Source organism: Woeseia sp. D3-10 (assembly GCF_055809415.1).
Map to the genome: position 1 here is coordinate 18,640 of NZ_JBVVTW010000005.1, position 14,414 is coordinate 33,053.

Annotated in this window: 18 protein-coding genes and 1 pseudogene; 12 read left to right on the forward strand and 7 right to left on the reverse strand. The window is 57.0% G+C overall.

Annotation, left to right across the window (positions count from 1 at the left end; genetic code table 11):
• Positions 1-315 precede the first annotated feature (315 nt).
• Entirely contained in the window at positions 316-1,242 is a 927-nt protein-coding gene (locus AC0L8N_RS00375; RefSeq protein ID WP_473665625.1) for an alpha/beta hydrolase, read from the reverse strand.
• Positions 1,243-1,386: 144 nt separating this feature from the next.
• Here AC0L8N_RS00375 and AC0L8N_RS00380 point away from each other — a divergent pair, with 144 nt between their 5' ends.
• Entirely contained in the window at positions 1,387-1,854 is a 468-nt protein-coding gene (locus AC0L8N_RS00380; protein WP_473665626.1) for an META domain-containing protein, read from the forward strand.
• A 380-nt stretch (positions 1,855-2,234) separates the two neighbouring features.
• Complete coding sequence (locus AC0L8N_RS00385; protein WP_473665627.1) at positions 2,235-3,269, forward strand: GGDEF domain-containing protein; 1,035 nt, start codon at positions 2,235-2,237, stop codon at positions 3,267-3,269.
• On the opposite strand, the gene AC0L8N_RS00390 is transcribed toward AC0L8N_RS00385, so the two are convergent.
• Complete coding sequence (locus AC0L8N_RS00390; RefSeq protein ID WP_473665628.1) at positions 3,266-4,018, reverse strand: hypothetical protein; 753 nt, start codon at positions 4,016-4,018, stop codon at positions 3,266-3,268. The two genes, AC0L8N_RS00385 and AC0L8N_RS00390, sit on opposite strands and share 4 nt — an antisense overlap.
• Positions 4,019-4,172: 154 nt before the next feature.
• Between AC0L8N_RS00390 and AC0L8N_RS00395 the strand changes: the two are divergent.
• From AC0L8N_RS00395 to AC0L8N_RS00435, 9 genes and pseudogenes are all read left to right on the forward strand, one after another.
• Positions 4,173-5,761 (forward strand): annotated as a pseudogene (locus tag AC0L8N_RS00395) (S41 family peptidase).
• Positions 5,761-6,138 carry a hypothetical protein gene (locus AC0L8N_RS00400; protein ID WP_473665629.1) on the forward strand — a complete coding sequence of 126 codons (378 nt, stop codon included), beginning with the start codon at positions 5,761-5,763 and terminating at the stop codon, positions 6,136-6,138. The pseudogene AC0L8N_RS00395 and the gene AC0L8N_RS00400 overlap by 1 nt, the downstream one beginning before the upstream one ends.
• Positions 6,135-6,527, forward strand: a complete 393-nt coding sequence (locus AC0L8N_RS00405; RefSeq protein ID WP_473665630.1) for a penicillin acylase family protein — start codon at positions 6,135-6,137, stop codon at positions 6,525-6,527. Before AC0L8N_RS00400 ends, AC0L8N_RS00405 begins: the two co-directional genes overlap by 4 nt.
• Complete coding sequence (locus tag AC0L8N_RS00410; protein ID WP_473665631.1) at positions 6,436-7,980, forward strand: penicillin acylase family protein; 1,545 nt, start codon at positions 6,436-6,438, stop codon at positions 7,978-7,980. Before AC0L8N_RS00405 ends, AC0L8N_RS00410 begins: the two co-directional genes overlap by 92 nt.
• Positions 7,973-8,266 (forward strand): penicillin acylase family protein, encoded by a 294-nt coding sequence (locus AC0L8N_RS00415; RefSeq protein ID WP_473665632.1) that lies wholly within the window; start codon positions 7,973-7,975, stop codon positions 8,264-8,266. Before AC0L8N_RS00410 ends, AC0L8N_RS00415 begins: the two co-directional genes overlap by 8 nt.
• The gene (locus tag AC0L8N_RS00420; protein WP_473665633.1) at positions 8,251-8,442 is read left to right on the forward strand and encodes a penicillin acylase family protein; all 192 of its coding nucleotides are present in this window, start codon (positions 8,251-8,253) and stop codon (positions 8,440-8,442) included. Before AC0L8N_RS00415 ends, AC0L8N_RS00420 begins: the two co-directional genes overlap by 16 nt.
• 185 nt (positions 8,443-8,627) lie before the next feature.
• Positions 8,628-9,185: a transporter substrate-binding domain-containing protein gene (locus tag AC0L8N_RS00425; RefSeq protein ID WP_473665634.1), complete on the forward strand. Its 558-nt coding sequence runs from the start codon at positions 8,628-8,630 to the stop codon at positions 9,183-9,185.
• A gap of 41 nt (positions 9,186-9,226) precedes the next feature.
• On the forward strand, positions 9,227-9,400 hold the full coding sequence (locus tag AC0L8N_RS00430; protein ID WP_473665635.1) for a hypothetical protein: 174 nt from the start codon (positions 9,227-9,229) through the stop codon (positions 9,398-9,400).
• Positions 9,401-9,500: 100 nt separating this feature from the next.
• Positions 9,501-10,349: an energy transducer TonB gene (locus AC0L8N_RS00435; protein WP_473665636.1), complete on the forward strand. Its 849-nt coding sequence runs from the start codon at positions 9,501-9,503 to the stop codon at positions 10,347-10,349.
• Here AC0L8N_RS00435 and AC0L8N_RS00440 read toward each other — a convergent pair.
• The 5 genes from AC0L8N_RS00440 to AC0L8N_RS00460 form a co-directional block, all read right to left on the reverse strand.
• Positions 10,292-10,876, reverse strand: coding sequence for a deoxynucleoside kinase (locus AC0L8N_RS00440; RefSeq protein ID WP_473665675.1), 585 nt, complete (start codon positions 10,874-10,876; stop codon positions 10,292-10,294). The two genes, AC0L8N_RS00435 and AC0L8N_RS00440, sit on opposite strands and share 58 nt — an antisense overlap.
• Positions 10,877-10,913: 37 nt before the next feature.
• Positions 10,914-11,165 (reverse strand): amidohydrolase family protein, encoded by a 252-nt coding sequence (locus tag AC0L8N_RS00445; protein ID WP_473665637.1) that lies wholly within the window; start codon positions 11,163-11,165, stop codon positions 10,914-10,916.
• A complete protein-coding gene (locus tag AC0L8N_RS00450; protein WP_473665638.1) occupies positions 11,140-12,813 on the reverse strand; it encodes an amidohydrolase in 1,674 nt (557 codons plus the stop codon). The genes AC0L8N_RS00445 and AC0L8N_RS00450 overlap by 26 nt, the downstream gene beginning before the upstream one ends.
• 99 nt (positions 12,814-12,912) lie before the next feature.
• Positions 12,913-13,470, reverse strand: coding sequence for a protein tyrosine phosphatase family protein (locus AC0L8N_RS00455; protein ID WP_473665639.1), 558 nt, complete (start codon positions 13,468-13,470; stop codon positions 12,913-12,915).
• A 33-nt stretch (positions 13,471-13,503) separates the two neighbouring features.
• Positions 13,504-14,244, reverse strand: a complete 741-nt coding sequence (locus AC0L8N_RS00460) for a prolyl oligopeptidase family serine peptidase (RefSeq protein WP_473665640.1) — start codon at positions 14,242-14,244, stop codon at positions 13,504-13,506.
• On the opposite strand from AC0L8N_RS00460, the gene AC0L8N_RS00465 reads away from it, so the two are divergent.
• On the forward strand, positions 14,243-14,413 hold the full coding sequence (locus tag AC0L8N_RS00465; RefSeq protein ID WP_473665641.1) for a hypothetical protein: 171 nt from the start codon (positions 14,243-14,245) through the stop codon (positions 14,411-14,413). The genes AC0L8N_RS00460 and AC0L8N_RS00465 overlap by 2 nt on opposite strands.
• Position 14,414 lies beyond the last annotated feature (1 nt).

The window sequence follows — 14,414 nt, forward strand, 5'->3', positions numbered from 1 at the left end:
CCCTCTAAAGAGAGCAAAAGTGCCGTCAATGGATGCACCTGAAGACCAAATACAATGCCTGCATGTTATTAGTGCCGGCATACACGTGACAAGCAGGTCGACATTTCGAACGGAACCCGGAAGAACCTCGCTGGCGAACGCCACACAAAGCTCGCGATCAGAAACCAACTTTTCTGTCTTTTCACCAGCGTGGCGTTGCCCGGTCAGCTGATACTGGCAATGCTGGTTGCAAGAGCCTGATTCAAATCAGGCAGAAGTTGCAGCACCTGACCGGTAAAACCCCGCGTTACCGCGAGCAGTCTGAGTGGCTGCGACCTAGGGTGTAGCGCCGTCCATGAACGCCAGCAGTTCACACAGGAAATACGCGCGCGGCGCCTCCAGAAAAGCCGCATGATCGCCGCCCGGCACAACCACCCACTGCTTGTGCCCCGTTGCCAGCCGCTGGAACAATTTTGCCTGGCGATCAGTCGGCGCAATCGGATCGTACTCACCCTGAATTACCAACGTCGGTACGCTGACTAGAGCAGGGTCAAGTGCGTTGTACTGGTCCATTCGCCGCACGTCCGTTCGTACCGGATCGGCGGCCAGTGCGGCGGCAACGTAGGCGTCAATAGCACGCTGACTGATTGAACCCGGCGTAATGAAATCACTGGCCGCCGCTGCCGCCGTGTTTGTCTGCCGGGCCGGCACAATGCCGTCTTCGTCGGCCGGCAGCCTCGTGTCGAGATCGTGCCAGTAACCGAACAGGGTCAACGATGCAATCTTGCCCGGATGACGCTGCGCCATAAGCTGCGTTACCGTCGAACCCATCGACCAGCCGAACAGGTGCGGCTTGCCGCCATTGCGGTGTCGGTCGGCAATCCAGTCGATAACCCGCGCAACGTCATCCGCAGCCCGATTCGGTGTTAACCACCCCGAATCATCGCGCGGGGATTCACCGTAGCCACGCAGATCAATGGCGTAAACGGCATAGCCGCCCGTGACCAGGCCATCCATAAGCGAAAGTTCTTCCCCGTCGACCTGCAAATCGAAATCGGGTAGCGCGCTCCAGGTCCTGCCATGCACCAGCAGAATTGCGTGCGACGCCCCTACTGCGCTCTTTTCCCAAACCGCCAGCGGATGACCGTCTGCCAGCACAGTGTGTCGCTGCAGGTCCGCTGCGAAACCAAGATTCGCAGCAAACAAAAACAGCAAAGCCAGCCGTGCGTATCCCGGCACCATTGTTCGTGTACGAAATTGCATGAGGGCTCTCCGAATAGGCCGGCAAGGGGGAATACCGTGTCGCCGCATGGTATATCAGACCCGGACGCTCACCAATCAAAGGGCGCGCGCGTGCGCTAAACTGGTCGTCGCAATCGAACCGTACCACGCGCAAGGACCAGTCCCATGAAAGGCATTACCGGATTCGCTTTCTTTCTTCTCTTTCTTGCTGGCTTCGCACTGGTGAACCTGCGCTCGGTCGGCGAACAAAAAGCGGCCACGCTGGCGGCGCCTTCCAGCGCTGACCTGGCCGCTAAAGAATGGCGACTGCTTGACGCCACGCAAAATGGGCTCGGCGGCAATCAGGATATCCGCCTTATCTTTACTGAAGATCTGAGACTATACGTGCAAGGCGCCTGTAACCGCTTTAGCGGCACGTACGAGATGAACGACGGCATTTTCTCGGCCGGTATACTGGGAGGAACCAAAAAAGCCTGCCGAGATGAGGTGATGCTGGCTGATACGTCGCTTATGGAAGTACTGGCGGCGACCCGGCGATTGCAGATTTACGATCGGACTCTAGTGATACTCAATACAGCGGGTGAGCCACTAGCTAGCTTCACGGGTGCTGAGCTGCCCCCGGAAAGCCGTTGAACGGTGCTGCAGGGAGCGTATTCGAGCTCCGTGCGACGCTGAGCGACCAGTCAGACGCTGTACGAACATGCTTGAAGTCCAGCCCGTGAGGCCCCCGGAGAACATACCCGGGCCAAGCGGAAAGCCCGGAATGAGACTCCGGTAACGGCGTATGCGCGGCCTGATTCGTAATATTGGCAGGTTGCTGGACGTTGCTCCGAAGCCCGATTTGAGCGGGACAGCAGGACTTGGTGACTGGCCGGAAGATCGGCATAGCTTTGCTTGACCGTACATAAAACAGGTTAATGCTTAGCGCTCCCGGCCATTTCAAGACAAGCACACAAAAACAAGAACACGCACAACCGGGAACAACGGGAGGCGGTATCACCGCAAACACTGACGTGATTAAAGAGCAACAAAAAGCCATCAGGAAACGCCGTTCGCTGGAGGAATACCTGCCGCTGATGTTGTGCGGAGCAGGTGCTTTCGGCGTTCTGCCGTTCGCCATCGTGCGCTTCGCGAATGCCGAGATCTGGATTGGCTTGCTGGATCTGGCGGTCGTCGCCGGCTTTTCTACGCTGGGCCTTTTTGTGCTGCGCTCAAGCAAAGTAAGAGTAACCAGTATTTGCATCACCCTGCTTTGCCTGGCGGGGTTTCTCGGCACGCTCTATCTGGTGGGTCCGCAACAGCTCTACTGGGCGTACCCGTCCCTGGTTGTCGCTTATTATCTGCTTAAACCGGAAGAAGCCGTCGTCTTGTCCGTTATATCCATCCTGGCAAGCATCCCTGCCCTGTACGGCAATGTAAGCATATTCTTGTTGGCGACGGCGAGCATCACGATGACCATGACATCTGTTTTTGCCTACGCGTTTGCCGCGCTTACACGCAACCAGCGCCAGCAATTGATGAGCCTGGCAACGTGCGACCCGTTGACCGGCGCTGGCAATCGTCGTGCACTGGACCAAAAGATAGCCGAGATTATCGCCAATCATGAGCGCACCTCGGCGACCGCCTCGGTGATCTTTTTGGACCTGGACCATTTCAAGGCAATCAATGACGAATTTGGTCACGCCGCGGGCGACCAGATCCTGATTCAGCTTACGGACATCATCAATTTGCGGATCCGGGTAACCGACAGCCTTTACCGCATAGGCGGCGAAGAGTTCGTGATTGTCGTTGACGACCTGGGCATCGACAAAGCAACTCGATTGGCGGAGCAGCTCCGGACGCTGGTCGAAGCCAATGAACTCGCCAAAGACCGGCCCGTCACCATTTCACTCGGGGTCGCGCAACTTGATGGCGGTGAATCAGCCGACGAGTGGCTGCGACGCGCGGACGAGGCGTTGTACGATGCTAAACGCGCCGGCCGCAATCAAACCCGCACCGCTCATATTGAATTGAAGACCGTTCGTCCGAAAGTTTCCCCATTGCGCTAGCCGGCTTTTCTGGTGCCAGCTTTCAGCACGTCTTCACTCACCGAAATCCACACCGCGTTGCAGCGCGCCATCGTCTCGCCATTGTGGGAGTACAGGCAGGCATCTGCGAAGAATTTCCGGCCTTCGTTTGCACCGCGTTGCGCAACCACTATGCATCGCTCCCCAACCTCGGGCAGACGAACTATCTCAACAGTCTGTCGGCCAAGTAGCAGCAAACGCATTCCCGCTGTCGACGCGCAGGCATACGCCGTCGGGCAATCGAGCGCAGACCACACGAATTCGCTGCGTACCCTGGAATCCTGATCGCCGAGATCAGCGGCGGGTACCCAGGAACAGGCAACCGGGCCCGTCCAGTCATGGTCCCCGGCATCCAGTGGACCTGCATGCAGGCGCAATCCGTCACCCGGTACGCGGTTCGGACCGCAGACAAAACAACCCGGAACCTGATGAGCGTGGTCGGGAAATGTACGCCGGGCGGCCGCGACCGCCTCAGAAAACGACGGCACAGCCAAATCGCGGATGGTGACCGGAGCGAGCCGCGCGCTGGCTATTAGCGCATCCTCCTTGTACAAACCACGGCTACCGTCGGCATTCTCTTTGACAGTCAACGGCACCTGCAACGGCGGCGGTTTACGGAGCGTCACTTCAACGCTGCCGGTCATCCCCGACGCCAGGCGCCCCGCTGTATAACCGCCATTCGCCGAATTCTCCGGCCCGCAAAAGCGTGCGTCTATCGTGATTGGCGCCAAGTCTTGATGCTGCAGAACGCTCTCCTCGTCTGACTGAGGCGATCAAGCCTAAGTGCCAGTCCACGGCCCTGCAACCTTCCGACACAAAGACCGCGGACTCGCCCGGCCAGACCCTTGCCGGTATGATGACGGCGTCCTTACTCAATTCATCACCATGACCGAGACACGCCACACCTTCCGGTCGCAACGCAGCCGGGCCATTGCACTGAGCTTCGTCACGCTGCTTGCGCTTGCCGCTTGTGGTGGAGGCGGTAGTGATGGTGGGAACGGTGGTGGCAGCGGGCCGGGCATCGGTAGCTGGGTTCAGGGTGTTTTCGAGCCAGCGAGCGATTTCCAGTCTTTGTGTGTCAATCCCCGCAGTGGCATAAACCCCGCCACTGGTCGAGCTTACGCGGACAGAAGCGGTACCCGCACGGACGAGAACAACTTTCTGCGTTCCTACAGTTTTGACACCTACCTCTGGTACCGGGAAATCGTTGACCGCAATCCGGCCCTGTACAGCACGCCCGAGTATTTTGCGGGTCTGAAGACCAGCGCCACAACAACCTCCGGCACCGACAAAGATCAATACCATTTCACGCAGGACACCGCAGAGTGGTTTGCGCAGTCGCAGACCGGTGCCGGTGTAGGCTACGGCGTACAATGGGCGCTACTCTCCCGCTCACCGCCGCGGCAATTGTTCGTCGCCTACACGGACCCGAATACGCCAGCCAGTGATGCCGGTCTGCTACGCGGTGCGGAAATCCTGACAATCGACAATGTCGATGTAGCCAATGGCACTGATGTCGATACACTGAACAACGGACTGTCGCCAGCGACCGCGGGTGAGGCTCATCAATTCGAAGTTCGTGACCCGGATGGGACCATACGAAACATCAACCTGACCGCACAAACGGTAACGTCGACGCCGGTACAAAACGTCCGCTCGGTGACAACCAGCAGCGGCAATGTTGGTTACCTGTTGTTCAATGATCACATCGCTCCGGCCGAACAGGGCCTGATTGACGCGATCACCCAATTGGCCAATGACAACGTCACGGATCTGGTAATCGATCTGCGCTATAACGGCGGTGGCTTTCTCTACATCGCCAGCGAACTGGCGTACATGATCGCCGGTAATCCAGCCACGGGCAAATGGTGCCTTTGAAACGATGAGTTTCAACGACAAACACACGACGACGAACCCGGTCACTGGTGAGGCCATCACGCCAATGCCCTTTTTCGATACCAGTACGAACGGCCAGTCATTGCCGACCCTCAATCTCTCGCGGGTTTTCGTACTGACCGGATCCGGGACATGCTCGGCGAGCGAGTCAGTCATCAATGGTTTGCGCGGTATAGGCATCGAGGTTATTCAGATCGGTTCCCGGACTTGCGGCGAACCAGTTCGGCTTCTACCCCACGGACAATTGTGGAACGACCTATTTCACCATTCAGTTCCGGGGTGAAAACGAGCAGGGTTTTGGCGATTACGCCGACGGCTTCTCGCCGCAAAATGCCAGCATCCAGACCACTGTTCTCCCCGGCTGCCAGGTGGCGGATGATTTCAGCCAGCCGCTGGGTGACAGCAACGAATCCCGCTTTGCCGCCGCGCTGCAGTACCGCGAGAGCGGCAGCTGCCCAACGCCTAGCTCCATCGGCATGCCGGGTTTCGAAAAATCGCGTTCGGCTGAGTACGCCGAAGAAGACTTATACCTGCCGAAACCGCCGTGGCGCGAGATGCGCATCGTGGAGACCCACTAATGCGAAAAATGCTGTACCTGTGTTTACCGTTGTTGCTGATAGTCAGCGCTGGCTGTCGCAGCACACCACTGCCCGAAGGGGAGCCAGCACTGATCTCTCAAGCCGACGCCGACAGTCGCCGAGAACTGAGCCAGGTTATCGGGGCAGCCCTGGGCCTCAAAGCGGTAACCCTTCCGGATGACGCTTTCACTGTAACGAGCGCACTGGCGTTTGATCCCGCCTCGACCGAGCCTGGCGGCACCGCCACTCGCGGCAGTGCCGTTAGTTCACCACCTGAGTTGTTCCGCCTGTTGCTTGATGGGCCTCAATGCGTGCTGGTACACGAACGTACCGGACTACGCTGGCTATTGATGGATACGGAGTGTGTTGCTGAATGAAAGTATTGACCCTGTTAGTGCTGCTGTTTGCGGCAACTTCCTATGCCGACGAACCCCGGCAGTTCACAGCAAAGGGACTGGAGCAGCCCGCCGAAATCCTGATCGATCGCTGGGGCATACCGCACATCTATGCAGGTACGCATTACGACGCATTTTTTGTCCAGGGTCGGAACGCCTGCCCGGGACCGCTTGGTGGCAAATCGATCTCTGGCGGCTGCGCGGGCTGGGACGCCTGTCGGCCGTACTCGGCCGCGGATTACGTGGCGCAAGACCGCGCCTCGCGCCTGTTCCTGTACCGTGGAGATATGTACCAGGGAATGGCTGTCCTACGGCTCCGACGCCAAGGAGATCGCTACCGCGTTCACAGCTGGTATCAATGCGTATATTGATCTACTCAATAGCCGCCCTGACCTGCTGCCGCCGGAATTCGAGTTACTTAACTACAAACCACAAAAATGGCAGGCCGACGATGTGGTACGGATACGCGGCCACGGACTCTGGCGGAACGCCGCAAGCGAAATAAAACGAGCCCGCCTAGCCTGTTCCGGGAATCTCGCAGCCAGCGAATACTGGCGGCCACTGGAACCGGAATGGAAGACACAGGTTCCTGAAGGACTCAATCCCTGTGACATTCCCGATGACGTTTTGAACGATTACGAATTGGCTACCGCACCCGTCGTATTCAACGATGCGAAACAAGCCGTGCTGCTGTCACGAGCAAACAGCGAAGACACCAGTCTTGGCAGCAACAACTGGGTGGTAGCACCGGAGAGAACCAGCACCGGCCGACCAATCCTTGCGGATGACCCGCATCGGGGCCACGCCGTACCCTCACTCCGCTACATCGCACACCTCGTTGCCCCCGACCTGAACGTGATCGGCGCAGGAGAACCTGCGTTGCCCGGCATATCCATTGGCCACAATGAGCGTATTGCATTTGGCTTGACGATCTTTCCGATTGACCAGGAAGACGTCTATGTCTACGAGCGATCGGCTGACGGCAACAGTTACCGATACGGGGAACATCAGGAAGCGGTCACAGAGCTTCAGGACACCATAAAAGTACGCGGCGGTAAGGACGTCACCGTGCGCCTGCGCTTTGCCCGTCACGGACCTATCATTTCCGAAACCGATACCAAGTTCTTCGCTGTGCGTGCTGCCTGGCTTGATGCGGGTATGGCGCCGTATTTCGGCAGTGTCGAATACATGCGGGCAAATAATTGGCGCGAATTCCTGGCAGCGTTGAATCGCTGGGGCGCGCCATCCGAGAACCAGGTGTATGCCGACATCGACGGCAATATCGGCTATAAGCCCGCAGGACTGTTTCCGCGTCGGGTAGGATTCGATGGCTTACTTCCCGTGCCCGGCGACGGTCGTTATGAATGGGACGGCTACTACGACATGGATGTATTACCGGTCGAATATAATCCGGAACGCGGCTTCACCGGGTCAGCCAATTCCAACAACCTGCCGCCTGGCTACCCGATCAGCAAGTACCCACTCGGCTTCGAATGGACCGCGCCCTGGCGTTACCAACGGCTGTGGGAAGTGCTGGCTGGCGATGACAATCACACGCTCGAAAACTCCCTTGCGTTACAGCGAGATTATCATTCGGTGCTCGCTCGGCAGCTCATCGCCGCCATTCCTGCCGACGACCGACAACCCGCCGCGACAATGTTGCGCGAATGGGACGCAACACTGACCCCGAATTCGGGGCCGGCCGCGTTGTATAACGTTTGGCTGTACCGCCACTTACGGTCCGGCACTAAGTTCGATGCTTTCCTCGAAGACATCTGCTCCCGCACTCAGTCTGGACACACGGGCAATACTCCGCTTGCTTGACGACGAACAAACGGATGCGATTGTCAGCGTGACGTTGCGCAACGCGTGGAGCGCAACCGCGGCACTACTTGGCAAGAGCAGCGACAACTGGCGTTGGGGCGACTTGCACCGGATTCGCTTTGAGCACCCGCTTCTTGAGCTTGCCGACAAAAAACTGCGAGCCAGCATGCAGTATCCCGATCTTGCACGCGGTGGCAGCAGCTATACGACCAACAACACGGGATTTAATCCCGCCCGAGCTTTACCGTCCGCTCCGGCGCTTCTTTCCGTATGGTGCTCGACGTAGGCAATTGGGACGCTGCGAGAATGACCAACGCACCAGGCCAGTCGGGTGATCCCCGGTCACCGTTTTACGGCAACCTGCTGGAAGGCTGGGCCACCGAGGGCTCTTTCCCAATGCTGTATTCAAGGGACGCAATCCTCGAGAACACTGTCGAAACCATTCGACTGCGCCCGGAATAGGCCGCCAACCTGGGCGGCTATGTGGACATCAACGGCGAGCCTTGCCAGACTGCAAGAACTCGCTTGGCCATTGCGGTCGCGCAGTCCGGAGAATCGTATGAATCGCTGGCTGACATTCGCAGTACTGCTGGTCGACGACACAAGTAGTCATCGCAGACGATTACAACAGTCCTACGCTGCAACGGGTGGCCGATACCGGCACGTTCCGTATCGGTTTTGTACCTGATGCACCGCCCATGTCGTTTATCGACGCCGACGGCAAGACCACCGGGTATTCCATCGATCTTTGCCGGCACATCGCTGAAGCAGTTGGCAAGCAGCTCGGGCGTAGTGACCTGAAACTGGAATTCATCCCGCTCGTTGCCCCCTCTGAACGAATCAGTGCTGTAGCCGACGGGCGCGTCGATATCGAGTGCGGTGCCACGACAGTCACCATGAGCCGGCGCGAACAAGTCGACTTCACCTTGATGACTTTCATCACAGGCGGCACTGTACTCTCACGTAAACAACGTCCTATCGCCTCTCTCGAGAACCTTGCCGATACCCGAATCGCGGTTATCAAGGGCACAACCACCGAGGACGCCTTGCTACGATACGGACGATTGAACGACTATCGCTTTACACTGGCATTGATCAGTACCCACGATGAAGGCATGAAGCAATTGAATGATGGCAAAGTTGACGGCTACGCGTCGGACCGCGCCATGCTCATCGGCCAGGTGTTTCGCAATGCGGGTTCGTAGTACGTCATGGCTCGCCAGGTTTTTTCCCGGGAACCGTATTCGTGATGATTCGTCGCGGCGACACGAACTTCCGCCTGTTGGCCGACAGCGCATTGGCGTCCTTGTACCGGGATGCCCGTATCCGTCGCGTGTATCACAACTGGTTCGGTCGTTACGGGGAGACGCTGTCTCCTATCGTTGAAGCTATGTATGAATTTCAGGCCCTGAGTGAGTGACCAGACCTGTTGCCGCGGGCTGCATTTCCCGGGAACTCTTTGCCTGCAACCGACTCTTAGCAAGCGACCACCTCTGTTTTTGCCGCACTTCGGAAATTGTATGACAGCACGAACGACCCGTTACTTTTCGATTGTTGCCCTGTTGTTTTCATCGCTGGCCAATGCCGAACGCGTACCCGCCACCTTTGATCATCCTGAAGACGCATTGCTCCCGCGTATCGAGTTTCCTGACTTGCGAGGCGACGCCACAGCACTATTGCAATGCGCATCCCAGGTTAAAGCCTCCGGGCGAATGGGAGAGAGCGGCTGCTACGTCAAAGCAGCCGGCGACGAGGTCTTCATCAAAGCCATAGTCCTCGCGGCGAAAAAAGCACGTATGACCCCTGCCCGCGTGAATGGCAAAGCTATCAGTGTCTATGTTCAGTTTCAGGTCGAATTTCGCAAAGCCGGCGATGAGGAGACAATACGGATACTGAACAACCCGGGTCTGCAGGAAAACATCGAGGCCTATGGCGACGAGCACATCGCGGCGCAACGTGGCCTGACATCGGAGCGCTGGCAAAAGGAATGCCCCCAGCGGGTACGGTTCACGGTATGGGCCAAAGCGCACGTAGCGGCTGATGGCACGCAAAGTAACTTCAGCATACTTCCCGGGGACGGCGCAGCTATTACCGAGCGATGTTCCAACGCGATCATTGCCACTTTGACGGAGAGTGAGTTTACCCCCGCGTACGCTGATGGTGAGCCAGTACCCTCCAGTTTTATCGAGCCATTCGGCAGTGAGACGACGTGTGCCCGGGCGCCATGTTGCCTGCTCAACAACCCGGCCTGCGGATCTCGGGCGGCAACACCGCTTCAATTCGTTGCATCACGTCCAGGCGATACACGAGATCATGTATGTAGTCGGAGTCGATCTGTCTCAAGAATCAACTTGTCTCCCAACGCGTAGCTCTCTATCCATTCTTCGTACAGACGGTCGTGGCGCTTGAGGTAACTCAATGGCACATCCTGCTCCATCTCTCGTCCGCGCAGCCGAATGCGTTTGCGCAATGTCCGCATGGAACAACGCAGATAAATCATAAGGTCCGGCGGTTTGATAGCCTGCAAAATAGCCTGATAAAAGCCGCAGTAGGTTTCCCAGTCCCGGTCATCGATATGCCGCAGGTCATGCAAAGCCGTCGCGAAAATTTCGGCATCTTCGAAAATGGTACGGTCGAGCACTACGACACCCGGCATACGGTCCAGCGCCTGGTGGATGCGGAATTTATTGCCCAGAAAATAGACTTGCGAATGAAACGCCCAGCGTTTCATGTCCTTGTAGAAATCCGGCAGGTAAGGATTGTCCTCACTGGGTTCGTAAAACGGTGCGATACCGTAGGTCGAGCTGAGGAACTCCACCAGCGTCGATTTACCCGCGCCAATATTTCCCGCGATCGCGATGGAACGCTTGCTGATGGCGGGATCGTTGGCTGACATCACTGCGGGAGTCCGTACAAAGACTGAGAGTTACAGACTAGAGCGCGCCGGCAACAAAATAAGGGGAAGCGCCGACCGCTTCCCCTTGATCATTTCGCCTGAGGCTCGGACGCGACGGCATTTCATAAACCACCTTGCCGCCCACCACCGTGGTCAGCACTTTGACGTCTTTGATGTCATCAGGGCTCATTGTCAGCAAATTGTCCGATAGCACGACGAAATCGCCCAGCTTGCCTACGGTGAGCGAGCCTTTGATGTCTTCCTCATAGGCGGCATAGGCGGTATTCAACGTATACGCCTGAATAGCCTGCTCGACCGTCAACTTTTCCTGCGGAAACCACTGCACCAGGCGCCCCGGAAAGCGTCTTGCGGGTAACCGCCGAATAAATCCCCAGCAGCGGATTCAGGTAGTAACGTGATGCATTCGTACCCGGTGAATCGGAACCAAAGGTGACGACTGAACCGGCATCCCACATGCGCCGAAAAGCGTAAGCACCGCGCGAGCGATCACGGCCGATTCTTTCTTCCATCCAGCGCATGTCGTCCGAGGTGTGATAAGGCTGAACTTCCATCACCACGCCCATTCGACCTGCACGTTCGATATCCCGGTCGGTCATCACTTGGGCGTGAACTAGCCGGAAACGCCGGTCGCGTTCGCCGTTTTGCTCAATGAGACGTTCAACCATATCCATCAGGTAGCCGTTTGCTTCATCGCCGATCGCATGCACCGTCAACTGGATATCGTGTGCATCTGCCTGCAGCGCAAGTCGTTCGAGCCGGCTTTGCATGTCCTCGGGATCATCGGGGCTGCGTTCGAACGGAAACATGATATCCCGCCATATGCCGCGGCTTGCCGGATTGTGCGTGTACGGTTCGTAAAAACGCGCCGAGCTATTGCCCATGATCCCGTCGATCCAGGCTTTAACTGCACCGTAGCGTATCCATTCGTCGCCGAAGCCCACGTGGATACCCAGATTATTCATGGATTCCCACTGATCCAGTGGCGGGCGGTAACGAACCCGCGCGGTCATCAAACCTTTGTCTATGAGTTCCTGGTAAATATCGACCTGCACGGGCGCTGAGGTAACGTCGGAGTAACTGGTTACCCCAACGGACTTCATTTGCTCCCACGCACGCAAAGTTTCCGCCGTACGTTGTTCACGTGACGGTTCCGGGATGTGCTCCTCGAACAGCATGCGAACATTGTCCTGTACGAGTACGGTTGATTCGACCGCACCCGCTACCGGATTGAACAACGCGCCGGTCGGTTCGCCGGAGCGATCACGCTCTACAGCAATGCCTTCCGGGTCCGGCATACCCTTGCGAATGCCTGCGCGCTCCAGCGCGGCACTATTCGCCAGATACACTTTGCGATCAAAGCGCCGGACCAGTACCGGGCGGTCTTTGGTAAAACTGTCGATCATGGCTTTGTTCGGCAAAAACAGGTTGCCGTACTGATCATCCGGATTCACTTGCCGTCCGGCTTCCGCCACGTCGTTGGCTGCCCAGGTCTCGTACGCCGACCAGTCGCCACCCGTGATCCAGGTGCCTGCTGCGTAGCGCTCATGCACTTCACGAATACGATCAGCGAACAATGCCGCGTCGGAAACATCCAGCAAGTTCAAACCGTACAACAACCGCCCGGTGCCCTCGAAGTGCACATGGTTGTCATTGAAACCCGGCACAACCAGCTTGCCATCAAGATCTATAACCCTTGTGTTCGGGCCAACGTGCCTGGAAACTCCGGCTTCGTCGCCGACGTAGATGATCTTGTCGCGCAAAGTGGCAATGGCTTCACCTTTTGGCAGAGCCTCGTCAACCGTCCAGATAACACCATTACGCAGGACAAGATCCGCCTCCTGCGAATGCGCGGTGGCTGAGACAGCAATGGAAAAGACTAAGACGCTACTGATGAACAGTTTGGATATGTACTTCATGGATCCCCCCGGACCGAAAAAGACAGTCGGTGCTGCGAGGAGATTGGAGCATACCTGCGACGCCCATTCAATTGCAGGCAAGTTGCACGCACAACCGCCTTACTCTGCCGGGATACTCCAATCACAGCCCGAGCATTGTGGCGATATCTGGTGGGCTGCCAGGACCGCGAAAATCCAGTCTCGCCATGTCTTGTTGGGGCGCCAGACAGAATTGAGATCGCGCTTGGCAGTCTCAACTGACACACCCCCATAAATAACCCGGTAGAGGAAACTAAACGCGGACGCTCTGAAGTTCACCTGGCAATGCAGCAATGTTTTGCGTTCTGGCGACAGTTGCATCGCCGCAGCAAACATCTGGAAGTCACCGAGGGTCGGCGCATCCCAATCTACCGGAATATGCAGATAATCCATGCCCAGGTTGGCAACCAGCCTATCTTCGTTCGGCAGTGCTTTCGCCTGATCCGACCATGCTATATAGATAATTCTCTCAAAGCCGGCATCACTGAACGCGGACAATTGCTCCTGAGTGGGCTGACCGGCGCTGGCAAAGGTGTCCGAATACTGCCGAAAATTATTAATGTCACTCAGTTGATCGGCAAGTGTGTGAGCCGATCCCAATAAAGCAATTACTGCCAACAGCATATTTCGTGCGGTCATTGAACTGTCCTTTCACGGTTCACGCATTATTCCCTAATACCTTCGAGCCACAGGAAGAAAGGAGTAGTAAAGAGCCGTGTCCTCCAGGCTCTGGAAGCGCCCGGTCTTGCCACTGTGCCCCGCCTGCATATCAGTCTGTAGCAGCAGCAGGTTATCGTCGGTCTTGTACTCATTGAGTTTGGCCACCCACTTGGCAGGCTCCCAATACTGCACCTGCGAATCGTGCAGGCCGGTGGTTACAAGCATATTCGGGTAGTTCTTCCGTTCCACGTTATCGTACGGCGAATACGACAACATGTACTCGTAATACTCTCTCTCGTTCGGATTGCCCCATTCATCCCACTCCCCGGACGTCAACGGGATGCTGTCATCCAGCATTGTTGTTACAACATCAACGAACGGCACGGCCGCGGAGATGCCCTTGTACAACTCCGGTGCCATATTGACGACCGCGCCCATCAGCAAACCACCTGCGCTGCCTCCGCGCGCGTACAGATGTTTGGGCGAGGTATAACCTTTGTCGATAAGGAACCTGGACACGTCGATAAAGTCATTAAACGTGTTCATCTTCTTGAGCTGGCGACCTTCGTAGTACCAATCGCGCCCCAGCTTCGAGCTACCGCGAATATGGGCTACCGCGAAAATAAAGCCGCGATCCAGCAAGCTAAGGCGATCCGAATTGAATGAAGGATGAATCGTGACGCCGTATGATCCGTAACCGTATTGCAACAATGGATTGCTGCCATCCAGTTTAATGCCTTTGCGGTACACCATGGACACGGGTATTAATGCGCCATCCCGCGCCGGCACAAGAACAGCCTTCGACTCGCAGGTTGCCACGATCAAATCCGCCCAGAACCGTGTCTTCTTTCACGAGTTTTTGTTCACGCGTTTGCAGATCGAAAGCCAGTACACCGACTCCGGCGTGGTCATGGACTCATAGC